Source organism: Opitutus sp. sgz309028 (assembly GCF_059821195.1).
The window spans coordinates 534,993-558,892 of sequence record NZ_JCAMRR010000001.1 but is presented as its reverse complement, the minus strand read 5'-3'; the positions used below and the strand labels follow the sequence as shown (position 1 = coordinate 558,892).

At 65.7% G+C, this 23,900-nt stretch carries 13 protein-coding genes; 9 read left to right on the top strand and 4 right to left on the bottom strand.

Going from position 1 to position 23,900, the window contains the following annotated elements:
• Window positions 1-20: 20 nt before the first annotated feature.
• Window positions 21-3,584, bottom strand: coding sequence for a CRTAC1 family protein (locus tag AC6RV7_RS02010; RefSeq protein ID WP_500092224.1), 3,564 nt, complete (start codon window positions 3,582-3,584; stop codon window positions 21-23).
• A 421-nt stretch (window positions 3,585-4,005) separates the two neighbouring features.
• On the opposite strand from AC6RV7_RS02010, the gene AC6RV7_RS02005 reads away from it, so the two are divergent.
• The 3 genes from AC6RV7_RS02005 (at window position 4,006) to AC6RV7_RS01995 (ending at window position 10,618) form a co-directional block, all read left to right on the top strand.
• On the top strand, window positions 4,006-7,668 hold the full coding sequence (locus AC6RV7_RS02005; RefSeq protein ID WP_500092223.1) for a TonB-dependent receptor plug domain-containing protein: 3,663 nt from the start codon (window positions 4,006-4,008) through the stop codon (window positions 7,666-7,668).
• A gap of 68 nt (window positions 7,669-7,736) precedes the next feature.
• Window positions 7,737-9,035, top strand: coding sequence for an FG-GAP repeat domain-containing protein (locus tag AC6RV7_RS02000; protein ID WP_500092222.1), 1,299 nt, complete (start codon window positions 7,737-7,739; stop codon window positions 9,033-9,035).
• Window positions 9,036-9,055: 20 nt separating this feature from the next.
• A complete protein-coding gene (locus AC6RV7_RS01995; protein ID WP_500092221.1) occupies window positions 9,056-10,618 on the top strand; it encodes a tetratricopeptide repeat protein in 1,563 nt (520 codons plus the stop codon).
• Window positions 10,619-10,676: 58 nt separating this feature from the next.
• On the opposite strand, the gene AC6RV7_RS01990 is transcribed toward AC6RV7_RS01995, so the two are convergent.
• A complete protein-coding gene (locus AC6RV7_RS01990) occupies window positions 10,677-11,549 on the bottom strand; it encodes an SCO family protein (protein ID WP_500092220.1) in 873 nt (290 codons plus the stop codon).
• Between the two features lie 188 nt (window positions 11,550-11,737).
• On the opposite strand from AC6RV7_RS01990, the gene AC6RV7_RS01985 reads away from it, so the two are divergent.
• From AC6RV7_RS01985 to AC6RV7_RS01960, 6 genes are read left to right on the top strand one after another with little or no spacing between them, the layout of a single operon-like run.
• Window positions 11,738-12,277 carry a plastocyanin/azurin family copper-binding protein gene (locus tag AC6RV7_RS01985; protein WP_500092219.1) on the top strand — a complete coding sequence of 180 codons (540 nt, stop codon included), beginning with the start codon at window positions 11,738-11,740 and terminating at the stop codon, window positions 12,275-12,277.
• A gap of 10 nt (window positions 12,278-12,287) precedes the next feature.
• Window positions 12,288-14,180, top strand: a complete 1,893-nt coding sequence (gene nosZ, locus AC6RV7_RS01980) for a Sec-dependent nitrous-oxide reductase (protein WP_500092218.1) — start codon at window positions 12,288-12,290, stop codon at window positions 14,178-14,180.
• Window positions 14,181-14,196: 16 nt separating this feature from the next.
• Window positions 14,197-14,817: a hypothetical protein gene (locus tag AC6RV7_RS01975; RefSeq protein ID WP_500092217.1), complete on the top strand. Its 621-nt coding sequence runs from the start codon at window positions 14,197-14,199 to the stop codon at window positions 14,815-14,817.
• Window positions 14,814-16,121 (top strand): NosD domain-containing protein, encoded by a 1,308-nt coding sequence (locus AC6RV7_RS01970; RefSeq protein WP_500092216.1) that lies wholly within the window; start codon window positions 14,814-14,816, stop codon window positions 16,119-16,121. The genes AC6RV7_RS01975 and AC6RV7_RS01970 overlap by 4 nt, the downstream gene beginning before the upstream one ends.
• A complete protein-coding gene (locus tag AC6RV7_RS01965; RefSeq protein ID WP_500092215.1) occupies window positions 16,118-16,822 on the top strand; it encodes an ABC transporter ATP-binding protein in 705 nt (234 codons plus the stop codon). The genes AC6RV7_RS01970 and AC6RV7_RS01965 overlap by 4 nt, the downstream gene beginning before the upstream one ends.
• Window positions 16,819-17,622, top strand: a complete 804-nt coding sequence (locus tag AC6RV7_RS01960) for a hypothetical protein (RefSeq protein WP_500092214.1) — start codon at window positions 16,819-16,821, stop codon at window positions 17,620-17,622. The genes AC6RV7_RS01965 and AC6RV7_RS01960 overlap by 4 nt, the downstream gene beginning before the upstream one ends.
• Before the next feature lie 126 nt (window positions 17,623-17,748).
• Here the strand turns inward: AC6RV7_RS01960 and AC6RV7_RS01955 are convergent, their stop codons facing one another.
• Together AC6RV7_RS01955 and AC6RV7_RS01950 are read right to left on the bottom strand one after the other, a co-directional pair.
• Window positions 17,749-20,517, bottom strand: coding sequence for a DUF8487 domain-containing protein (locus AC6RV7_RS01955; protein ID WP_500092213.1), 2,769 nt, complete (start codon window positions 20,515-20,517; stop codon window positions 17,749-17,751).
• A 10-nt stretch (window positions 20,518-20,527) separates the two neighbouring features.
• Entirely contained in the window at window positions 20,528-23,878 is a 3,351-nt protein-coding gene (locus tag AC6RV7_RS01950; protein WP_500092212.1) for a DUF5107 domain-containing protein, read from the bottom strand.
• Between the last annotated feature and the right edge of the window lie 22 nt (window positions 23,879-23,900).

Below are 23,900 nucleotides of genomic sequence, written 5' to 3'. Positions count from 1 at the left end.
CCTGGGAGGTGTGGAAAACCTCAACGCCGTCGCAAGCGCCAGACGCCTTCAGCCGGTGGATTGGCGTGCCGCGAGCGATGTCCGTCCGGCCAGGTGACGACCGCCTCGATCAACCGGTCGGCGGGCGTCGTCGCCACGAAGAGCGCGGGGCTCGATTGGCTGAACCAGCCGTCGCCGAGTCCGACCTCGTGATGGCTGGGCCGCCGCTGCGAGAACACGAACTGCACCTGCGCGCCGATCGCATCGGGGTTTCCCTTCCCGCCTTCGAGCCGCACGGTGAGCCAGCGCGCGCCCTCGCTTTGATTCGCGAGCAGCTCGGCGGGCCCACCATGGCGGGTGAGAAAAAGATCAGGCCGGCCGCGGTCGCGGGCGGAGAAGGCAACGAGCGCGCGGGCATTGCCCGGCACCACGATCCCGGAGCGCGCCGGGGGGAGCGTTTCAAACTGACCGTCCCCGCGTCCGCGCAGGAATATTCCGAGCGCGCCGTCGAAGCGCGGAATCGCCGCGTCGGAGTTCTGCACCGCGCAGACATCGGCCGCGCCGTCGCCATCGAGGTCCGCGACGATCAAGCCCTGGATTGGGCCGAGCTGCGCCGCGCGCGGAAAAGCCGCGAAACGATATGTGCCGTCTGGCTGGCTCAGAAACACGCCGGAGGAAAAGTTGTCCGCTTCGCGGAGTTCCGCGGCGGCGAGCGCTTTCTCTCCGAAGACCTGCGCCATCGTCGCCTTCGCGAAGGCGTCGTTCTTCGGAAAGCGACGCAGCACGAACGGCAGCCGCGCGGCGATGTCCGCGCGCGGTCGCAGCGGATAGCGTTCGGCGCCGTCGTAAACGGCCTCCGCGAGCAGCCGCGTGCCGTTCTGCGCGAAATCGCCGTAGAACAACGTCGCGGGTTGCGCGGCCGACGCGTGATACGTCGTGTTCAAGCCGAGATTGCCGGCGACGAAATCCGGTCGGCCGTCGTCGTTCAGATCGGCGCTGGCGAGGCTGTTCCACCAGCCGCGTCCGCCCGAAACGAAGCCGGCCTCCTTCGTGCGGTCGGTGAAGCGTCCGTCTCCCTCGTTGCGAAAATAGCGCACGTAGTCCCACTCCAGCGCCACGACGAGGTCGGGACGACCGTCGCCATCGACATCGCGAAACAGCGCGCTTTTCACGAGACCCACGCGGCCGAGCGCGGGCGAATCGCCGGTGACGTCGACGAAGCGTCCACCGTCGTTGCGCAGTAGCACGCTCGGCGGCGTTTCCGGGTAACGACCGGGCACGGAGCGCCCCCCGAGGAAAAGATCGAGGTCGCCGTCGCCGTCGATGTCGGCGGCGCAAAGCGCGCCGACATTGAGAAAAAATTCCGGCAGCGCGGACGTCGGGCTGAAGTTTCCCTGACCGTCATTGGCGTAGAGGATCGGCTGATACGCGTTCGGCCAGGCGCTCGCGTTGGCGCTGGCTTTCGTCACGAGCAGGTCGCGCGTGCCGTTGCCGTCGAAATCGAGAAAGAGCGCTGGTCCGTCCTCGACCTCTCCTTTCGCGAGGCCGCGCGGCGTTTCCTCGACGAACGTCGCGCCGTCGCGCCGCAGCAGCCGGGCGGGCGAGCCGGTCGTGGCCGTGCCATAGAGATCCTCGTCGCCATCGCCGTCGATATCCGCCACGGCGATGCCGGGGCCGCGACGGTCGGTGCGAAAGGGGAGAAACGCCTGTTCCTGGTCCGGGACGGCGGGGCGGGACTCGTCGGTGAACGCGAGACCGTCGGCGCGTTTGTCGGAGCGAAACAACGGGGCCGTCGGCGGGGCTTCGGCCGCTTTCGCGCCGGGCGTTTCGGTGATGCGATAGGCGTGACCGGCGGCGAGATCGCGAAACTCCTGGGTCGCGCCCGACTGCCATTCCACGATCAGGCGGCGCACGGTGGCTTCGTCGCCCAACCCAAAGTGGGCGACGAGCTCGCTGCCCGACGCGTAGCCGCGCGCGACCGTGAAATCGCGGGCCTGAATGCCGGTGCCGGTCTCGATGCGCACCACGGCACCGGCTGCGTCGCGATTGGACTTCGTGCCCGTCAGCCGCACTTGCAGCCCGCGGCCTTGCGTGTCGTTGCGATACACGCTGAGGCCGTCGTCATAATTCAAATACACGAGGTCGAGGTCCCCGTCGCCGTCGAAATCCGCGGTCGCGGAGCCGAAGCTCACGCCGACCTCGCCCAGGCCCCACTCGTTCGTGACGGGCTCGAAGCCCTCGCCGTTACGGTTGCGGTAGGCGAGGTTGGCCTCGTTCAGCGGCGGGGCCTTTTTGATCACGCCGATGCGTTGCGGATCGGAAAGGGCGCGCATCATGTCCGCGAGCAGGTCGGTGTTGTTCGCTTCGCGCACCATGCCATTGGTCACGTGGAGGTCGATCCAGCCGTCGTTGTCGAAATCCTCCAGCCGCGGGGCCCAGGTCCAGTCGGTTGCGGCCACGCCCGCCCAGCAGGCGGCCTCGGCGAAATGGCCGCTGCCGGAATTCACCAGCAGGGCGTTGCGCATGTATTGCGGGGCGGTGTGCGGCGTGGTGGCGGTGCGCAGGACATCGTTGCGCGAGGCGGCGAGCCCGCGGCGATCCTTTTCCCGCGTCGTCGTGGCCATGTCCGCGATCAGCAGATCGAAGCGGCCATCGTTGTTGATGTCGCCGACGTCGGCGCCCATCGACGAAAACGGCGTATGCGGCACGGTCTCGTCGAGGATGGGCGTGAAGGTGCCGTCGCCGTTGTTGCGATAAAAGCCGTCCGGCCCGGAGAAATCGTTGCAGATATAAAGATCCGGCCACCGGTCGCCGTCGTAGTCGAACCATGTGGCGGCGTGACCGAAGGTCTTCGCGCCGAGACCGGCTGCTTTCGTCACCTCGGTAAAGAATCCATCCCCGCGATTGCGAAACAGCCGGTCGGCGCGACCGTCGGGCTCGGTTCCTTCCAGTTGGTTGGTGAGCACCAGGACGTCGAGCCAGCCGTCGCGGTCGTAATCGGCGAAGGCGCCGACCACGCTGCCGTCCTCGATCGCGAGTCCCCGTTTCCCGGCCTCTTCACGAAACGTGCCGTCGCCGCGGTTGATATAAAGGAGGTTCGGCGCGCCCATGCGGCAGACGTAGAGATCGGGCCAGCCGTCGTTGTTGACGTCGGCAAACACGGCGCCTTGTCGCCAGACGATCGTGCGATCGGACGAAACCGTGTCCTTCAACCAATCGAGCACGGAGCCTTCCTCGGCGAGGCCCGCCGCAGCGGTGACGTCGACAAAACGCCAGCCGCCGAGATTACGAAAAAGCCGGCCAGGTTTCGTCTTGGTGCTCACGTAGAGGTCGACCTTGCCATCGCGATCGAAGTCGCCGACGGCGACGCCCGAGCCCATCGCGCCGCCCATGAACGGCCGGTAGCGCGCGCCCCACATCTGCGGATCGTCGTAGCGGTTGTCCACCTTCAGACCGGTGGCCGCGGGGTCGAGCCGCGTGAACAGCGACGCGCCAGCCGGGGCCGAAGGCGGCGCGAACGGCGTGCGGACGAAATCGCCGGAAGCAGCGGCGGCCGGGCCCAGCAGCGCGAGGGCGGCGACAAGGCAGGCGGGGCGAGGGAGCATGCGGAAAAGCGGGGCGAAACCCGTGCAGGGAGGGGCGGAACGAGCCGGGGTGAGGCGGGGGCGAAAGTGCCGGAACGAGACAGCCCGCCCGCCGCAGCGGCAACCCGTCATTGGGTATAACCATGACTATTACTCCAGACAGAGGTCCGACCGGCGCTCGTGGCAGCGAGGCGCAAAAGCGCACCAGCAATTGGCGCAAACCGCCCGTAGACCCTGCGATCCGCGAGAGATAATATACAGCATAAGCAGGCGGCTCTCTCCCAGGGCCACTCTGCCGTTACAGAAAATACCCGATACCCCACACCACGAATCCGCCCGCGTGCGGCCCGCCATTCGCGTTGCTCCGTCCAGAGCCTCGCGCGTGGCCGTTTGGGCAGCCGCGCCTCGGCGGTGGATAGCAAGGATCCCTAACACTACATCCATGATAAAACGAGCAGCCACCTACAAAATGAGAGCCGCCGGCGCCGTGCTGGCGGTGGCCTTTGCCCCCGGTGCCGTTCAGGCGCAGACCACGGCGGCGGCCTCGGTTCGGGACGACGAGGACGTTGTGATCCTCTCTCCGTTCGAAGTCTCCGCCGAACAACAGAGCAACGGCTATGCGACCGCGTCCACGCTCGCGGGCAATCGCCTGAACACCGATCTGCGCGACCTCGGCACGGCGCTTTCGGTCTATAATGCGGAGTTTCTCACCGACATCGGCGCGACCGACCAGCGCTCGCTGTTGCAATATACGCTCGGCACGGAAGTCGGCGGCGTCTGGGGCAATTACTCGGGCTCCGGCGGCGGCAATGCGCCCAACACCAGCGCGAGTCTCAGCCCCCAGTCGAACAACCGGGTGCGCGGCCTCGTCAGCGCCGACAACACCCGCGACCTGTATCTCACCAACATCCCCTGGGATGGCTATAATGTCGAAGCGGTCGATATCCAGCGCGGCCCGAACGCGATTCTCTTCGGTCAGGGCAGCGCCGGTGGCGTGATCAACACGCGCACGAAGCAGGCGAGTTATCGCAATCTCGCCGAAGTCTCCGCGCGCGTCGATCAATACGGCAGCATCCGCGGAACGCTCGATATCAACCGCGTCCTGTTGCCCGAGGAGCTGTCGATCCGGCTCGCCCTCGTGCAGAACGAGGCGAAGTTCAAGCAGAAGCCGGCGTTCGAAAACTTCAACCGGCAGTTCGTGGCGCTGCGCTACGAACCGAAGTTTCTGAAGAAGGCCGGTGCGCGCACGATCATCAAGGTCGACGGCGAACTGGGTTCGTCGACGAGCAACCGCCCCCGCAACATGCCGCCGCAGGACCGTATCACGCCGTGGTTCGATCTCGGCACGCCGACGTATTACCTCGCGTGGCTGAACGACGGCAACTGGCAGATCCCGGGCCGCGGCGACGCGGCGCGCCAGGATGCCGCCAGCCCGCCGAATCCGAATCCGAACTTCAAGCCGCTCCTCGGCGGCCAGGGCACCGGCTTCGCCGGCTACTTCGGCGGTTCCGTTTTCCAGTTCAACGGCGATTCCTCGACGCCGCTCATGGCCATGGCGTTGAACCCGGTGACTTATCTCGGCATCGGCGCCAACGGCGAGCGCGACGGCAACATCGGCGGTCTGGCGCCGGCGGGCCCGAAGGGCATCCCCGGTTATCGCGATTACGCCTTCGAGATGAAGCTGCCGTTCGCGTCGCTCGCGAAGAACAAGTTCTTCAACGACACGCGCGTCTTCGATTTCTATAACCACCTCCTCGACGGCGACCTGAAGCGCGAGTGGTACGACTTCAACACGTTCGACGCCTCGCTCAGCCAGACCTTCTTCAATGACAAGGTCGGCTTCGATATTGGCTATCACGAGGAAACGTACAAGGACGGCGGCTATAATCCCGGCAGCGATACGATCTACATCGACATCCACCAGCAGTGGATCGATGGGACGAATGCGCCGGGCAAGGGCTGGTATGTGGACGGCACCCAGAACGTCGGCGCGGCCCGTCCGTTCGTGACCGTCGGCAATAGCGAGGGCCGGTCCCGGACCGATCGCGAGAGCGTGCGCGCCACCGCGTTCGCGACGCACGATTTCGCCCGCTCCGACGACAGCCATTGGCTGCTGCGGATTCTCGGCCAGCACACGATCACGGGCATGGCCTCGCGCGACGATTACTATCGTTATGGCGAGAGCTGGGTGAAGAGCACCTTCACCGGCGATTACTACAACCATCCGCAGTTCGCCGAAATCAAAGCCAACAACGGTCGCTTCTGGGCCGATTTCGTGCCGATCCAGGTCGCTTACATCGGGCCCAATCTGCAGGGCCAGAGCCTCGGCCAGGACTTGCGTCTCCGCGCGCCTTCGGCGCGTCCGATGATCGGCGACAAAGCCTCGCTGCGTTATTTCGATTCGACCTGGATCGCGACCGGGGTGAATCCGGCGGATCCGTGGTACAACCAAGTCACGGCCGGCCTGCCCGGCGGCCCGGCGCTGTCAACGCAATCGGAGAACCCGGCCAACTACCGCGGTTGGGTGACCAAGGAGGTGTCGCTGTTGACCGATCAGAACCCGGCCAACATCCCCGCGCTCACCACGAATCGCGATTGGGACGATCGCTATAACAAAGCCGAGGCCATCGTCTGGCAGGGCAAGTTCTGGAACGATTCGATCGTCGGCACGGCGGGCTTCCGCCACGATGAGGTTGGCCAGACCATCACCCGCTGGAACCGCGAAGAGGCCGGCGACGACCCGGCGTCGGTGGTCCCGACGGTGAGCGAATTCGGACCCGTCGAAGAGGACTCGCGCAGCTGGGGCGTGGTCGTGCATTTCGATCGCCTGCCCTGGCTCGGCCGCTGGGCCCAGAAGCTGCCGGTCAGCATCAGCGCCACCTACAACAAGTCCGAGAACTTCCAAACCGGCACGATCTATCAGGACTACTTCGGCCAGGAGTTGCCGCTGCCTTCCGGTGAGACCAAGGACATGGGCGTGGTGATCGCGACGCGCGACGGCAAATACTCGCTGCGCGTGAACAAGTTCGAGTCGGCGGTGAAGAACAACCCGTCCACCGGCCTGCAGTTCTGGAATTACGGCAATAATGTGGGCATTTACGCGCAGGCGTATCACCAGATTAAATACAACTACGCGAACCGCAGCCAGCCGAACAGCACCCGCTACGGCAACAACATCATCAGCGACCTGCCGGTGCCCGGTCCCGGCGATCCGCAAACCAAGTGGAACTTCGATTACCTGCCGCTCAACGGCCAGACGCAGGCCGAGGCCGAGGCGCAGGAAATCGCGGTCATCAACGCATGGGATCAGTGGCTCCAGGAAATGGCGCCGCTGCCGCAGACGATGGCGGCCGCGTGGAGCTTCGCCTGGGACGGCTCCGACTTCACGGAAACCGCGGTGGCGAACTTCCGCTACACGGAAGACCTCCTCGCCGAGGGTTACGAATACGAGCTGCACGCGCAGATCACGAACAACTGGCGCATGACGCTCAACGCGTCCCGCATCAAGTCGTATCGCGACAACCTGGGCAACACCCCGGTGCCCGGCGGTGGCATGACGATGACCGAGTATCTGCTCGATTTCGACCGGCGTCTGAATGAGACGGCAATGGGCGATCTCCGCATCTGGGGCCCCGGCGGTTCCGCCAATGCGCGGGAAAACTGGAATGGCTACGCCAACGGCGACCTCAAGGCCCGCATCGCCGAACAGGGCACCGTCGTCCCGGAAAATCGTCTCTGGCACATCAACCTCATCACGAACTACGATTTCAGCGAAGGTCGTTTGAAGGGATGGAGCATCGGCGGCGCCATGCGCTACCAGTCGGCCATGACCCTGGCCTACAAGCCGATTCAGCAGCCCACCTACATCGAATACGATCTCGGCTCGCCGTATCGTGACGAGGCGCTGACCGACTTCGACGTGTGGGTCGGCTACCGTCGGAAACTGTTCCACGGCCGGATCGATTGGCACGTGCAGTTGAACGTGGCGAACGTCGGCGTCGGCAACGAACTGCTGCCGGTCACCGTGCAGCCGGATGGAACTCCGGCCGCGTATCGCATCCGACCTCCGCAACAGATATTCCTGACCAATACGTTCCGATTCTAGTGACGTGCAGGCTTCCCGAGCCCGGCGGAATTCCGCCGGGCTCGTTTTCCTTCTGGCGCAATCGCGGCGTGAGGCCGCGGTCGCGCCTTCTTCGCGTTCTCATCCCCGCGCTGGGAGCGGCGGGTTTGCTCGCGATCTCATGCGGCGGTTGTCACCGCGGCGAGGCCGATGATCCGGCGGTCCGCCTCGTCGAGCGCTCGCCCGGCGTGCCGCTGCAATTCGAACCGACGCCGCTCGGCGCGCCGGTCGAGACGTTTGGCCGGCCGATCGTCACGCACGTGAAGATCGTGGACCTCGACGACGACGGCCTGCCCGACGTGCTGTATTGCGAGGCGCGCCTGAACACCGTGCGCTGGATCCGCCAGTCGCCGCGCGGTGTGTTCACGGAAGCCGTGATCGGCGAAGTCGCCGGCCCCGCGCATGTCGAAGTGGCGGATCTCAAGGGCAGCGGCCGGCGCGACGTCCTCGTCGCGAGCATGGGCCAGATTCTGCCCACCAACGATCGCCTCGGCGCCGTCGTCGTCCTGGAGAATCTCGATAACCAACATTTCCGCCGTCGCGTGCTCCTCGAACACACGGCACGCGTGACCGACGTGCGCGCGGCCAATCTCGCCGGCCACACCGATGGCCGGCTCGACCTGGTGGTCGGCCAGTTCGGTTATGCGCAGGGGGAGACACGCTGGATGCGCAATGAGGGGGGCTGGACGTTCGATAGCCAGGTCGTGAATACACAATCCGGCTGCATCCATACGCCGGTGGCGGATTTCGACGGCGACGGCCGGCCCGATTTCATGGCGCTGATTTCGCAGGAGTGGGAGGAAATCCACTGGTTCCGCAACCTCGGCGGCGGCCAGTTGGAGGACACGCCGCTGTGGGGTTCCACCAACGAGGACTATGGCAGCAGCGGCCTCGACGTCGCGGACGTCAATCGCGACGGGAAGCCGGATCTGATTTATACGAACGGTGACGGCGTCGACTACGCCGTGCTCGTGCCGCGGCCCTGGCATGGCATCCAATGGCTCGAGAATCGCGGCAACGGGCGGTTCAAGCTGCGCCGGGTCGGCAAGCTGCCCGGCGCTTACAGCCCGTGCGCTGCCGATCTGAATGGCGACGGTTTCGTCGACCTCCTCGCCGTCAGCGCGCTCGCGGACTGGTCGAACCCCGAAGCCGTCTCGATGATGGCGTGGCTGAACGACGGTCACGAAGGCTTCACACCGGTGGCGCTCGCGCATCGACCGATCCAGCTGGTCACCGCCGCCGTCGGCGATCTCGACGGCGACGGTCAGCCGGAAATCGTGACGGGCGGCTTCCACGCGCTGCCGCCGTTCGAACACATGAGCAGCGTCACCTTGTGGCGGAGAAAATGAAACGAAACGCGCCCCAACGCATGCGTCGTCGTCGCGCCGACTCCGCGCCGCCGTGGAGCCGTTGGCGCTGGACGGCGTTCCTGCTGGCCGCGGTCGTAATCACAGCCGTCGCGTGGACCTGGCAGCGCACCGCGTGGATCCGCGAAGTACGAGCCGCGTTGCCATCCCGCCCCGACGTGCGGGGCCAACCACCGGATTTTGTGACGCGCCTGACGGAAGCGGAAGCGCGAACCGAAGCCGGCGAGACATTGCTGGAGGCGGTGGCAGAGCTCGGCCGTTTGTATCAGGCAAACGGTTACGATGCCGAAGCCAGCCGATGCTGGCAGGTGCTGTGTGCGCGTCAGCCGGATGAGCCGCGCTGGTGGTATTATCGCGCGATGTTGCGGCTGGCCGACAGCGACGACGAGGAGGCGGCGGTGGCGCTGCGCGAGACCCTCACACGCGCGCCCGGTTACGCGCCGGCCCGCTGGCAGCTGGGCAACCTGCTGTTCAAGACGGGCGATCTGGCCGGCGCGGAAAGCGAATTCCGGCTGCGGCTCGGTTTGCTGCCGCGCGATCCCTACGCGAGGCTCGGTCTCGCGCGGGTGGCGCTGCAAGCGCGGCGGACCGCGGAAGCGAAGGCGCAGCTCGAGTTTGTGCTGAAGGAGGCGCCACATTTTTCCACGGCCCACAACCTCTATGCCGAAATCCTGGCGGCGGAAGGCGACCGCGCACAGGCCAGCTGGCACCGGTGGCTCGGCGTGGAAACGCTGCGCTACACCGATCCCGTGGATCCTTGGCTCGAAGAGTTGCAGCCCTGGTGTTACGATTACGACCGTCTCTGCGTCGCCGGCTCCATCGAGTCGATGCGCGAGAATCGAGACCGCGCCCGGTCGCTATTCGAACGCGCGATCGCTCTCAAGCCGACGGACTTTGACGCCTATCGGCTGCTCGCAGCGATGCACTTTAGGCAGAATGAACCGGCCCAGGCGCTGGCCCTTTTCGAAACGGCGCGATCGCGTCTGGGCGAAAAACTGCCGGTCGAGTGGTATGCCGATACGAGTCGCGCCTACCGGCTGCTGGCGCGACCGGCCGACGCGGAGAGCGTCGTGCGCGAAGGCCTGGCGCAGCGCGGAGAGAGCGCGGAGTTGCTCGAGGCGCTGGGACTGGCGTTGGCGGATTTGCAGCATCACGCCGAAGCGGTCGCCGCTTATCGCGCGGCGCTGCAGCGCAACCCGAACGACGCCAGCATCAACTACAATCTCGCCGTTTCCCTGCTCGCATTGCACGACCTCGACGAGGCCCTCGCCGCGCTCAATCGGTCGCTGCGTTTGCAGCCGACGTTTCCGCCGACGCTGTTGCTCCGGGGTCGCATCGAACTCGCGGCGGAACACTGGGCGGAGGCGGAACGCTACCTGCGGCCACTCGTCGAGGCGCATCCGGAAAACGGAGACGCCCGCCAGGCGCTGGCCGAGTGGCACGGTCACATGGGCGTGCAGGCGGAGCAGCGCGGCGATCGCGCGGGCGCAGAGCGACATTATCGCGACGGCCTGACGCTCGTGCCGGACGATCCCGCGTTACTGGCGCGGCTCCGTCGACTATGACGCGGTCCGGCGTCGCCGGTTATTTCCGCAACCGGTCGGAGGGCGATGGTGGAGAACGCTATTCCGACGCTGTCGCGCGGCCATTGGCGCTGTCCAGACGGGTGAGTGAGGCGGCGACATCGTCGACCTTCCAGCGATTGCCCCGCCAGATCGCGGCGACCCGCAGATCCGGCCCGATCAACACGGTGGCGAGCGTATGATCGAGAATCGCCGCCGACTTTTCGGCAAACACGGCGAAGCTTCGGCGGAGTGATTCGATCTCCGCCGGCGAGCCCGTCGCGAAATGCCAGGTGTTCGGATCGGCTCCGTAGCGCCGGCCGTAATCCCGCAGCACCGCGGGCGTGTCGAACTCCGGGTCGATCGTCACGCTGAGGAGCTGCACGGGAACGACGGCGTGAATCTGGTCTGCGGTGAGCTGACGTTGCAGCGACTGAAAGCGCTCCGACATCCGCGGACAGAACTCCGGCACCGGACAACGGGTGAAAATAAACGTGAGCAGCGTGGCTTTGCCGCGGAGCGCCGCCTCGGTGAGCGCGTTCCCCTCCTGATCCGTCAGCGCGAAGGAGGGAATCGTATCGCCTTCCCTGATCCGACGGGCCGTGACCGGCGGTCCGGCCGGCGGCCGCGCGTGGGCTTCGTCGCGACCGATTCGTTTGAAGTCCCACGCTTGCGAGGAGTCCTTCGTCACGCGCCAGCGAAATTCTACTTGGTCGCCGGCGCGAAGGCGCGCGGCCGCCGCCGTCGCTTCAGGTGCGACGTTGAACGGCATCGTCATCGCCGGCATGTAGTCAGGGATCGGTTCGTGCGCCACGGTGATCGTGCCGTCGGTGAGTGGCGCCGTCACAGTACCCTTCACGGTGAAGATGCGTTCGGCGGCTTGCGCACGAACGAGACAAAGCGCGAGGCAAACAACGATAAGGACGCAGCGCATGTTTCGTCAGACCGGCGGCGGGTCGCGAGGTTCTAGCGTCGGCACCTATGGGAGAATTGCCCATGGGGCCCCGGTAAATCTCGCGATTCCTCGGTCAAAGAAACCGGGGCCTGCCCCGGTTTTGATTTTGCGGGTACCGGCGTAGGTTCGAGGGCCGAAACCATCCCCAAAACGAAATTCTTATTACCATGAAAAACTTCCGCCTCCTCCTGTTGTGTGTCGCCAGTGCTTCCGCGCTTCTGATCGGTTGTAGCAAGAAAACGGATTCGACGAACTCGTCGGCGGCAACCACGGAGAGCGCGTCAGGCAGCGCGGCCACGAGCGGCGCGAAGAACGCGCCGGCGAGTGGACGGGCGGTGGAAATCACGGCCAACGACCAGATGAAATTCTCGCTCACCGAGATCCGCGCCAAGCCCGGCGAGCCGCTCTCGGTTACCCTCAAGAACGTCGGCTCGATCCCGAAATTCTCGATGGGCCATAATTTCGTGGTGATGAAGAATGCCGACGTGGTGGAATCCTTCATCCAGGAGGCGGCCACCGCAGCCACGAGCGATTATATCCCGCCGTCGCGCACCTCGGACGTCGTTGCCCACACCAAATTGCTCGGACCCAAGGAGCAGGATACGGTGACGTTTAACGCCCCCTCCCAGCCGGGTCGCTATCCATTCCTCTGCTCCTTTCCTGGCCACTACCAGGTGGGCATGAAGGGTGACCTCATCGTCGAATAAGGAGGCCACCATGAAATTTGTTTACAGCGGAGCAGCCGTGGCGGTGGTCCTCGGCTTGACGGCCGGATGCGGTCGCCCGGGCGACACGGCCAAGGGCAAGCAGGGCAGCCAGGCCGGGAACGACGCCGCCACGCGCACCTATGTGGCGCCGGGACAAAAGGACGAATTCTACCTTTTCTATTCCGGCGGGCATTCGGGCCAGGTGTTTGTTGCCGGCATCCCATCGATGCGGCATATCACGACCATCCCCGTGTTCGCGCCGTATCCGGGAACAGGTTACGGCTTCGACGATGAAACGAAGGAGATGATGGGCAAGTTCACCTGGGGTGACGTGCACCATCCGGCGCTTTCCCAAACCGGCAGCAAATACGACGGCCGGTGGCTGTTCGTTAACGACAACGGCAACAACCGCATCGCCCGCATCGACCTGCGCGACTTCAAGACCAAGCAGATCCTCGGGCCGATCCCGAACTCGATTGGCAATCACGGCTCTTCGTTCGTGACCGAGAATACGGAGTATATTCTCTGCGCTACACGGTTCTCCGTGCCGCTGCCGAAAGGTCGTTATGCGGAACTCGCGGACTACGAGAGGGAGTTCAACGGCATGGTCAGCGGCGTGAAAGTGAATCAGGAGACCGGCGAGATGTCCGTCGGCTGGCAGATTCTCACGCCGCCGTTCGACTGGGATCTGGGTTCGACCGGCAAGGGGCCGAGCTCGGGGTGGGCGTTCTGGACGTCCTACAACACCGAGATGGCGCACGACAACCTGGAGGCGAACGCGTCGCAGAAGGACCGCGACTACGCCGCGGTCGTGAACTGGCGGGCCGCGGAGGCCGCGGTGCGGGACGGCAAGGCCACCATGATGGACGGCGTGCCGGTCATCGATCCAGGCAAGGTACCCGGCGTGATGTATTTTCTCCCCGTGCCCAAATCGCCGCACGGCATCGACGTCGATCCGACCGGCGAGTGGGTGGTTGCCGGCGGCAAGCTCCAGCCGACCGCGTCGGTGTTCAGCTTTGCGAAGATCAAGGCGGCGATCGACCGCAAGGATTTCGCCGAGGAGTTTCGCGGCGTGCCGGTGTTGAAATTCGAGAGCGTGCTCGAGGGCGAGGTGCCGGTGGGCCTTGGTCCGCTGCACACGCAATACGACGGCAAGGGCAACGCCTACACGTCGCTCTTCATCGAATCCGCCATCGCGAAGTTCAAGCTGCCGCCGTGGACCGACGAACAGCGCCAGGACCTCAGCAAGGTCATCGTCGACAAGATCCCGGTGCACTTCAACATCGGCCACCTGGTTGTCGCGGGCTCCGACACGATCGAGCCCTACGGCCGCTATATGGTCGCGGGCAACAAGATGTCCAAAGGTCGGCACATCAGCGTCGGTCCCACGCAACCCGAGAGCAGTCAGCTGATCGATATCACCGGCGAAAAAATGACGATGCTGTATGAAGCGTTCACGGACCCGGAACCGCATTTCATGCAGATCCTGAAAGCGGACGCGATCAAGCCGATCGAGGTGTATCCACGGGCGGAGAATCACAATCCCAACGCCGTGTGGGAGGCGCAGGACACCGGCGTGACGCGCAACGGCAACACGGTCGTGGCCAAGGTGCTGGCGATTCGCAGTCATTTCACGCCCGACCGCATCGACGCGCAGGAGGGCGACACGATCATCATGCACATCACCAACGTGGAGCAGACTCCCGACATGATCCACGGCTGGGGCCTCGAGGAGATGAACGTGAACGTCATCGTCGACCCGGGTGAGACCAAGACCGTCACCTTCAAAGCGGACCGCGCCGGCGTCTTCCCGTATTATTGTACCAACTTCTGCTCGGCGCTCCATCAGGAGATGCAGGGTTATCTCGCGGTGAAGCCCGCGCCGAAAACCGCCGCGCGTTAGCGGAGGAGCGGTCGCGATGCGCGAGACCCTGCGGCGAGAGTATGTTTTTCTGCGGCGGCCGGTCGGCCTCACGGCCCGCCTGTTCCTGATCCTGGCCGCGGGGGCGATCGTCGCCTCCGCGGTGTTCCCGATCTGGGAAATCAAGCTCGTCGCTCCGCAGTATGAAGAGGGACTGCGGCTGACGATCTATAGTTACAAGATCGTGGCGGGGAACGACGGTCAGGACCTGCCTGAGATCAACAATCTCAACCATTATATCGGCATGAAGCCGATCGCCGAGGCGGACTTCTTCGAAATGCGCTGGGTGCCGTTTGCCCTCGGCGTCTTCCTGCTCCTGACGCTGCGCGCGACGGCCATCGGCACGATGCGCAGCCTTGTCGACCTGCTGGCGCTGTTTCTATATTTCGCGGCCTTTTCGTTCGGCAGCTTTTATTACCGGCTCTATAGCTACGGTCACAACCTGGATCCCCGGGCGCCGATGCACATCGAGCCGTTCACGCCGGTGATCCTGGGGAAGCAGCAGATCGCCAACTTCACGCAAAGCAGCCTGCCGGAACCGGCCGCGGTGTTCTTTGCTCTCTTCCCGGTCCTTGTCATCGCCGCGATGTGGCTGTCGCGGAAGGAGGAGCCGGTATGAACCTGCGCCGCGGGGCGCTGCCGTTTTTTGCGGCCGTCGTCGCGACCGCCGCCGGCGCGCCGGGCGTCGCACGGGCCGCGGACTTCGATCTGCAATCCCACATCGCGAGCGCGGCCGCAGGCAGCATCATCGAGGTGCCGGCGGGAAGTTATCGCGGGCCGTTCGTGATCGACAAACCGCTGCGGCTGCATGGAGCGCGGAACGCGAAACTGGAGGGCGACGGCCAAACCCACGTCGTCGAAATTCGCGCGCCGGACGTCGAACTGGCCGGCTTTGTCATCCGCCACTCCGGAGCCGACCTTTCACGCGATCACGCGGGGGTGTTCGTGACCGGTGCGAACGCCATCGTGCGCGACAACACCATCGTGGATTGTCTGCACGGAATCTATGTGAAGGGCGCGAATGGCGTCCGCCTCCTGCACAATACCATTCGGGGACGCGCCCAGTCGGAGACGATCGGCGATCCGGTGCTCGGGGGCGTGAAGCTTCGGCCCGAGGAGCTTTGTTCTTCGGAGATTGAGCAGAACCAGCGCGGCAACGGGATTCACGTGTGGAAGTCGGAACGGCTGGAGATCGCGGACAACGACATCCGGGGCACGCGCGACGGCATCTATTTTTCGTTCGCTCATCGCACGCGGGTGGAGCGAAACCGTATCAGCCAGGTGCGCTACGGGCTGCACTATATGTATTCCAACGAGAATACGTTTCGCGACAACCTCTTCACCGACAATGTCGCCGGCGCCGCGTTGATGTATTCGCGCGGCATCGCGCTCGAGCGGAACCGGTTTCTCGCGAACCGAAGCGAGCGGGCCTACGGACTGCTGATGCACTCCGTCGACGACACCCGCGTGGAGCACAATGTCATTCGCGGCAACACCGTCGGCCTGTTTCTCGAGGTGAACACCGGCGATCGCGTCGAGGAGAACCTGATCGCCGGAAATTATATAGGGATGCGCATCACCGACAGCTCCAGCGACAATCTGATCGCCCGCAATCGCTTCGTGCGCAATCTCCATCCGGTCGAAACAACCGGCGACAACCAAGCCAATCGCTGGGCGGTCGACGGCCGGGGAAATTTTTGGGACGGCGCGCTGCGACTCGATTTGAATCAGGACGGCGTGGCCGATCTCGCGCATCACGAGGTCGACGTGTTCGGTCAATGGCGGCGTCCGTTTCCGGCGATCGGCTTGTTGTCGGGCAGTCCGGGCGAGACGCTCGTGCGCTTTATCTACAGCCGGGTGCCGGTGCGCGGACTTTCCGGCGTCACCGACCCGCATCCGCTCGCCATCCCTCCGTCGCGGTGATCTCGGTGCATCAGGTGCGGAAGGCGTTTGGGCGGCGCCTCGTGCTGGAGGGCCTCGATCTCGCGGTGGCTCCCGGCGCGGTGAGTCTGCTCGTCGGGGCGAATGGCGCCGGCAAGTCGACGTTGTTGCGAATTCTTTCCGGACTCGCGCGTCCGGATGCGGGGGAGGTGGCGTTGAACGGCTTCGACCTGCGCACGCAGCGTCGGGCGGCGTTGAGTCAGCTCTCGTTTCTGCCGCAGTCGCCGAGTTTTCATCCGCGGCTCACGACCCGCGAGGTCGCAACGTACTACGGCCGGCTGCGCCGGCGGACCGACGACGACGTGACGCAGGAGTTGGCCGCGTGGCAACTGCTCGATCATGCGAAGGTGGTCACGAGCCACCTGTCGGGCGGCATGCGGCAGCGACTGGCGATCGTCATTTTCGCGCTCGCGCGCGCGCCGGTGCTGCTCCTCGACGAGCCGGGGCTGAGCCTCGATCCGTTCTGGCGGGTGAAGTTGCAGACCTTTCTGCTCGAGCAGGCGCGGGGAGGACGCACCGTGCTCGTCGCGACACACCTGCTCGGCGAATGGGAGGGACGGGTCGATCGCTGCTTTGCGCTGAGAGGCGGCCGGGTCGCCGGCGAGTTGCCGCCGGAGCGGTTGCGCGAGGCGTTCACGGCGGAAGAGGGGATTTCGCTGCCGATTTCGGAAGGGGTTGAATGAACGCGAATGTGGCCGACTTCCTGCACGCGACCACCGCCACGGTGGGACGCGAGTGCCTCAGTCATCGGGTGAACCGGTTTCTTTACGGCCATCTCGCGCTGCTCGCGACGGCCGGGGTGGCGGCGGTGCTGGTGGCTCCGGAGGATGAGGAGCGCGGCGTCGCGTGGTTTCTTCTTTATGCCGTGATGTATGCGATCTCGCTGTCCGCGGTGCTGCTCGGCCTGAGCTCGGCGCAGGCGGAGCGGGAGGAAGCGGCATTTCTGCACACGCAGCCGAGCGGGATCCGGCCCTGGGTGATCGGCAAGGCGGTCGGGCTCGCGGCGCTGGTGATGCCGTCGGCATTGTTGCTGGTCGTGCCGTGGTGGGTTGCGGGCGGGTGGTCGTCGACCCTGCTCGGACTTGCGGCCGGCGCGGCGGGCGTGTGTCTCGTGCTCGCCTGGCTGGGGCTCGCAGTGGGTTTGTGGATACGCGAGCCGGTGCGCGGCCTGATCACGGCGGTCGCGTGCTGGTTCGCGCTGCTGTTCGCGACGGATCTGTTGCTTCTGCTGGTCGCCGGTTCCCCGTGGGTGCAGGCGCACCCGGCGGTCTGGGTGGCGACGCTGATGGCGAATCCCCTCGATGCGTTTCGCGTGTCCGTGCTCTTTTCGGTGGAGCGAGCGGTGTTCAATACTCTGGGTGCCGGAGCGCTCGTCACGTGGTGGACGCAACATCCCGTGCTGTGGCTGGCCTCATGCCTGTTCGCGTGGGCGGCCGGAATGCTCGCCCTGGCGCTCCGCGCGGCGCGCGCGCCGTTCGATTGACGGCGTCGGCGACCGAAAGAAACCGGAGATGGCCCGAGGCAAACACGGAAAACACGGACGGAGCACCGCGGTTTCCGTGCATTCCGTGGTCCAATTTGGTCCGTGATGGGCGACGCGACCAGCCGCTCAACGCCCAAGCTCGTTTTTCTCCTGCAACGATTCGAGCTGTGCCGGTGAGAGCGATGCGGTCGGGGCGAAATCCGCGCTACGGAGATAGCGCAGCAGGCTGGTGCGGAGTTGGCGGGCAACGGGCCGGCGATCGAGGTCGTTCGTCACGTCGGTGGCGCAGAAGAGCAGCCGGCCGGGGCCGACCTGCGCCTCGAAAATGACCGCGAGCGAGTGGTTGCGTTTGAAATTATCGATGGCGCGCACGATCGGTCGCACTGGCAGCGCGTCAATCGCGACGCTGCGCGAACGCAGGACCGGATCCCACCACTGCCAGTCCGAATGCGTCTCCGTAGGAAAATCGCGCAGCGCCGGATGTTGCGGATCGCACAGCAGGCCCATTGTGCCGGGCTGATCCGGAAAATGCACCGGGCTCCAGAACACGGGCACGAAACGTCCGGAAATCCCGGCGATTTTCTCCACCGGTGGATTGAACAACACCCGCTCGCCCGCCGCGAGCGCGCGCTGTGCGTCCGCCCACGTCGTCACCACGCGCCCGTCGCTCGGGAGCGTGTTTCCAGCCGTTGGATACACCCAGAGGTTCCAGCGGTTGCGCGCGCCGGTGGACGGCGCCGTGACCTCAAGCTCCCAGCGTTCCGCGCCGCCGGTGAGCGGAATCGGCACCGCGATTTCTCCGGCCCTCGTGACGTCGCCAACCGGGAAATCCGTCGGTGCGCAAGCGCCGCTCGCGATCGTGCGGCCCTCGCCATTGCGCACGATCCAGTGCAGCGCGACCGACGCGAGCGCGCGCTCGAAATTCGCCAGCTCCAGTTGTGCGCGGAAAATCTCGCCGCGCTCATAGACCGCGCGGGGAAAACGCGCCAGCGGCACGAGCGGCCCGCAAAACTCGCGAAACCGGTCGGCGGTTAAAATATCCTTCGACTCCCAGAATGCGTTGAGCAGCCCGACAAGCGCCGTGCCCTGGCCGGGAAAATCCTGGAGCCCGAGCAGCTGGAAGCCGTCCAGTTCGCGCGTGCGGAGGGCGCGCTCGATCTCCTCCTTGTAGAGCAGTGCCGCGAAGCGCCCGCTCGCGGACGTGAACCGCGGCGCCAGTTCGAGCAGCCCCTTGCGCGCGAGGTCGTCGCGGATAGCGACGAAGTTCAGTGGCACGAGATTGCCGGTGTAGCGCTCGATCTCCCGCAGGTCCGGATAGATGGCATATTGACCGATCTCGTGGGAGATCAACGGAACGCGAACGCCTTTGGCCGCCTCGTGGTAGTCGCGGTCAAACGCCGGCGCGACTTCGTTGAAAATTCCCTGACCGCGCACCCAGCCGTCGGTCGTGTACTGCGTCACGAAAAATTGGTCGTCGGGCTCCGGCTCGCGGCCGTGACCTTTTTCGAACGTGAAGGTCGTCGCAGTGTAGAGCCGGCGGTCGTCGCGCGCGCGCAACTGTCGGACGAACGCGTTCAGCGCCGGCAGGTCCCCCTGCAATTCGTTTCCGAGCGACAACAACAGGAACGAGGGATGGTTGCCATACGCCTCAAGGATGCGCCCGGCCTCGGCCTGCAGGAACGTCCACGTCGCTGGATTGCGCCCCGCTTCGAGGCTCCAGTGCGGCAGCTCGACCTGGAGATAAATGCCGAGTTCATCGGCCGCGGCGAACGCCGCCTCCGGCGGACACCACGAATGAAACCGCAGGTGGTTGAGGCCCCATTCGCGAGCACGAGCGAGGATCCGCCGCCACTCCGCCACGTCGGTCGGCGGGTAACCAGTTAGCGGATACACGGCACATTCGAGTGTGCCGCGCAGGAAGATTCGGCGACCGTCGAGACGCAATTCCCCGTCGTCTGCCGTCAACTCGCGGAAACCGAACCGTACGACCGTCGGCGTCGCGTCGTCCTTGGCGCGTGCGACTTCCAGTCGATAGAGCACCGGCGAAAACTCGTTCCACGATTGCACGTCCACTCCAGCGGGCAGCTCCCATTCGAAATCGAACTTAGCCGTCCCGCCCGCGCCGAGGGTCTCGACGCGTTCGGCGAGCGCGGCCCCGTGGGCATCGCGCAGGACGAAACGCAGCGGCATGGCCGCGCCATTGGCAGCCGGCGCCGCGAGTTCGCCGACGACGCGGAGTCCGGCGTGGGGACGACGACGCGGGAAAACCGCGAGCCGCTCGATCGCGGCCGCCTCGTCCGCGCGCAGACGCAGCGCGCCGAGCATCCCGTTCCAAATCGTTTGCGTGTGATTGGTATAGGCGTGTGCGAGGTAGGAATCGGCCGCGTCGGAGTATTCCTTCGCGCGGTGACTCAACCCGGGATGGATCTCGCGGTTGTCGATTCTCACGAGCAACTCGTGGCGGCCGGGCGGAAGCCAGGGAGATAAGTCGTGGATATGCGGCGCGACAAGGCTGTCCGCGCGCCCCGCCTCGCGCCCGTCAACCCACACCTGCGATTCCCAGAGCACGCGCTCGAGTTCGAGCCGGATGCGGCGGCCTGCCCATTCGGACGGAATCGCGATCTCGCGCCGATACCACGCCGGCCCGATGTGGCTGAACTTCGCCTGCAAGTGCGCCAGGGTGGCGAGCGTCAGATCGGGTTTTTTCTGCAACGGTTCGCCCAGGCCCGCATCGGTCAACGTGCCCGGCAACCGAATGGAATGCCACGTCGCGTTCGCCGCCGCCGGAGGTTCAAGGCAGACCTGCCAGTCGCCGGCGAGATCGATGATCGACGGGGCGGCAACGGCGGAGACCGCGAGGCCCAGGAAGACGCCGAGCGACTTGAGCAGGTTCATGGGAATGAGCTTAGCCGGCGGCAGGTCCCGTCTCGAGGTTTCGGCGCAGGTCGAGCGCGTGGGCGTCGCATTGGGTGAACGCGAGCGTCTGCCCAAGATGCGTGCGGGCTCCGGCGATATCGCCGAGTCCGTGGCAGCCGAGCGCGATCAACAGATGGTGCTCGGCGTCGCGTCGCGTCTGCAGGTCCTCGTCGAACACGAGCAGGTCCGGCAGCGACGTCGCGAAATAATCGATACGCGCGGGGCGGCGCAGGCCTTCCTCGCCGAAGCGCTTGAGGTCGGCGAAGAGCGCGCGCGCATCGGCCTCGCGTCCCAGCTCGCGCAGGGACCAGCCGCGGTAGTAGCTGAGCGGGCTGTGCGCGGTGACGGCGGTGCCGGAGAAGTCGTTTTCCTCGGCGGCGCTGAGCTCGAAATGACGACGGGCTTCGTCTTCGCGCCCGGCGGCGCGGTGCGCCCGGCCCAGCCAGGTGTTCACGTCGGCCCGCGCCTGCAGCAGATGCGCGGTCTCGCCGAGCGTCTCCGGCGGATTCAGGACGCGTTCGAAATGACGCAGCGCCTCCTCCGGTGCGCCTGCGGCGAGCGCACGCTGCCCGAGTCGCAGGCAGGCCGCGGAGTATTGCCGCAGCACCGCGCCCTCGCCGCCCTCCCACGGGTGGAAGCGACGGCCTGTGAGCCAGACGAGCGCGCGATCGGGCCGGTCGAGGAGATTGTAAAGCGTCGCGATCTCGACCGAGGCGTCGTCGCGGGTGGCGACGAGCGCTTCGTGCTGCTCGAGAAACGCGAGTCGTTCGGCGAGGGATTCGTTGAGCTTTTTCCGCAGTTGATCGAATTCGTAAACGAGTCGCGCGTCGGCCGGGTCGGCGGCGAGTGCCTTCACGTAGGCGTCGCGCGCGCGGACGGCGTCGTGGTGCCGGTTCCAATACGCCACGCCGAGGTTGCGCCACGCGGTGGCGAAGGCCGGTCGCTCCTGCACGGCGCGCTCCCACGCGGCGATCGCCTCTTCGTGCCGCTTGAGATCGTAATAGAAGTTGCCCAGCGCGAAGCCGGCGAGCGGGTCGGCGCCGGGCTGGGCGGTCGCCCAGGCCAGCACCCGGTGTTCGTGCAGCCGCGAGGGGAAGAAGTAATCCGGAGCCTGCGTGCGGGCCTCCGTGAGGAGCGCAGCGGCCGTGGCGGTCTCGCCGCGTTCGGCGTGCAGCCAGGCGAGCGTGTAGAGGACGCTCTGCGAACGCTCGAGGGGATTGGGCACGGCGACCGGCGCGACGGGATTGCGGCGGTGCCGCTCGAGCACGCCAATCGCGTCGGCCACGAAGCCGGCGTCGGCGTAATCGAAAGCGAGGTCGAGCGCGGTTTGCGCGTCGTTGCGCGAGAGTTCCAGGAAACGCATCTCGGCATCGGGCTGGCCGAGCAGCGAGGCCTCGCAGCGGGCCCAGTGGTCCAGCGGATCGACGGCGAGGAGGTTCGAGAGGACCTGCGCCGCGTCGCCGGTGCGACCGAGGCGCCGGAGCACGACGGCGCGGAGCACGAAGAGCTTGTTGTTGCCCTGATTCGTCTGGGCGGCGGCGTCGAGGTGGGCGAGCGCGTCCGCCCAGCGCTGGCGGCGGCAATCGAGCGTCGCGAGCTCGTAGTGCGCCGCGGCGCGCCATTCGTAATTCCACGCGGCCTTGGAAAAAAGTCCGTAGGCTTCGTCGTGCCGCTGCTGATACCGCCGCGTGAGACCGAGATGATAGTGGGCCTCGCCGGTGACGGGATTCGGATGCCAGGTGGTCAGTCGGGCGATGGCGGCGGCGAGGTGTTCCGCGGCGGCGTCGAACCGGCCGCGTTTCAATTCGCGACGGCCGAGCGCGAGATGACTGCGGGCATCGCCGGGATCGCGCCGCAGCGCTTCACGCCAGTAGAGCTCGGGATTTCGCGTGGGATGACGGTATTGTTCGAGATGCTCGCCGATCAGATAGAGCTCGTCGGCGCTCCGCGCTTCCTCCGGCGCAACGGGCTCGGTCGCCACGGGGCGGGCGCGCACGTGAGGCACGTTTTCCGGCGGGGGTTGATAGGAGAGGATTTCGGTGTCCTCGGCGTCGAGCAGGCGCAGCGTGAGCGCGGATGCGCGGTCGCCCTGCAGTCGGAGATCGGAGCGCAACCAGGCGGCGCCGGGCCGCAGCGAAACGCGTTCGTCCATCCGGACCATGTCACCTTCGGTGAGGACGACGCGCGCGGATTCGATCGGCGCCGATACCAGCACGCCGAGATCGAGGCGGCGATCGTCGCGCACGGCGAGCCGCAGCGCAGCGCGGGTGTTGGCGTTTTGGACCGGGCCGGTTTGCTGGATCGGCCACCAGAACTGGGAAAACGTTTTCGTCTCGTAAGGCAGCAGATAGGAGAAGTCCGGCTGGTTGTCGGTGTAGACGCCCGCCATCAGTTCGACATACGGGCCGCCGTTATCCGTGAGCTCGCGATCCCAGGCCCAGCCGAACGGGTGATTGCCCCAGGTCCATTGCTTCTTGCCCGGTGCGATATGGCGGTCGGCGACGTGGACGAAGCCGCCGCCGGCCGCATGATCGTAGCCGCCGAAGAAATCGAAGGCGGTCTCGCAGATCATGTAACTAGTCGGCACCGGAATGTTTTTGTACCACGCGAGATGGTTCGCGCCGGGCCGGCGGTGATACGGCACGCCGTAATAGGGACCGTCCGCGAGCGGAAATGCGGTTTGCGCGCGCACCGCGTGATCGGCGACATAGTGCACGTCGGCCGGAAAGAAACTTTCGTAGCGGTCGTGGACGCGTGCGGCGACATTGGCCCACCAGAGGAACGTTTGCGTGAACGGCGTGCGGTTGAAGAGCCGCGCGCGCAGCTCGATCAGCGAGCTGCCCGGACGCAGGCGCAAGCCGTGCATGCCCTTGAGACGATTGAGCGGATCGTGCTCGGAAAACCAGATCGTGCGCGCGCCGTCGGCCTCCTCCTCGATGAAGCAGTCGGCGGGCATGAACGTGCTGGGGCGATGATGCTGCGGCCAATTGAACTCCACGCCGCCCGAAATCCACGGGCCCGCCAGGGCAACGAGCGCCGGCTTGATCACATCCTGCCGGTAAAAGAAGTCGTAGTCGCGATTGGCCTTGTCCTGACCGATGAGGATGCGGCCGCCGATCTCCGGCAGCATGACCAACCGGACGTATTCGTTTTCCAAATGCGCGGAACGGTAGGTCACGGGCCGGGGCTCGTCGTAAACCTTGTCGATGAATGGCACGGGATAGACCTTGCCGTTGGAGCCCTGGTAGACGCGGCGTTCGAAGAACACCGGGTTCTTTTCCGGGCGGCCGACCGGATACGTGGGCAAAGTCAGGGATTCGAGACGGGCGACTACACTCATGATAAAAAAGGTGGAAGGACGG

Excerpts from the sequence above, each read along its gene's own strand:
- AC6RV7_RS02010 (WP_500092224.1), bottom strand. The coding sequence starts at position 3,584 with ATGCTCCCTCGCCCCGCCTGCCTTGTCGCCGCCCTCGCGCTGCTGGGC.
- AC6RV7_RS02005 (WP_500092223.1), top strand. The coding sequence starts at position 4,006 with ATGATAAAACGAGCAGCCACCTACAAAATGAGAGCCGCCGGCGCCGTG.
- AC6RV7_RS01995 (WP_500092221.1), top strand. The coding sequence starts at position 9,056 with ATGCGTCGTCGTCGCGCCGACTCCGCGCCGCCGTGGAGCCGTTGGCGC.
- AC6RV7_RS01990 (WP_500092220.1), bottom strand. The coding sequence starts at position 11,549 with ATGCGCTGCGTCCTTATCGTTGTTTGCCTCGCGCTTTGTCTCGTTCGT.
- AC6RV7_RS01985 (WP_500092219.1), top strand. The coding sequence starts at position 11,738 with ATGAAAAACTTCCGCCTCCTCCTGTTGTGTGTCGCCAGTGCTTCCGCG.
- nosZ (WP_500092218.1), top strand. The coding sequence starts at position 12,288 with ATGAAATTTGTTTACAGCGGAGCAGCCGTGGCGGTGGTCCTCGGCTTG.
- AC6RV7_RS01975 (WP_500092217.1), top strand. The coding sequence starts at position 14,197 with ATGCGCGAGACCCTGCGGCGAGAGTATGTTTTTCTGCGGCGGCCGGTC.
- AC6RV7_RS01970 (WP_500092216.1), top strand. The coding sequence starts at position 14,814 with ATGAACCTGCGCCGCGGGGCGCTGCCGTTTTTTGCGGCCGTCGTCGCG.
- AC6RV7_RS01960 (WP_500092214.1), top strand. The coding sequence starts at position 16,819 with ATGAACGCGAATGTGGCCGACTTCCTGCACGCGACCACCGCCACGGTG.
- AC6RV7_RS01955 (WP_500092213.1), bottom strand. The coding sequence starts at position 20,517 with ATGAACCTGCTCAAGTCGCTCGGCGTCTTCCTGGGCCTCGCGGTCTCC.
- AC6RV7_RS01950 (WP_500092212.1), bottom strand. The coding sequence starts at position 23,878 with ATGAGTGTAGTCGCCCGTCTCGAATCCCTGACTTTGCCCACGTATCCG.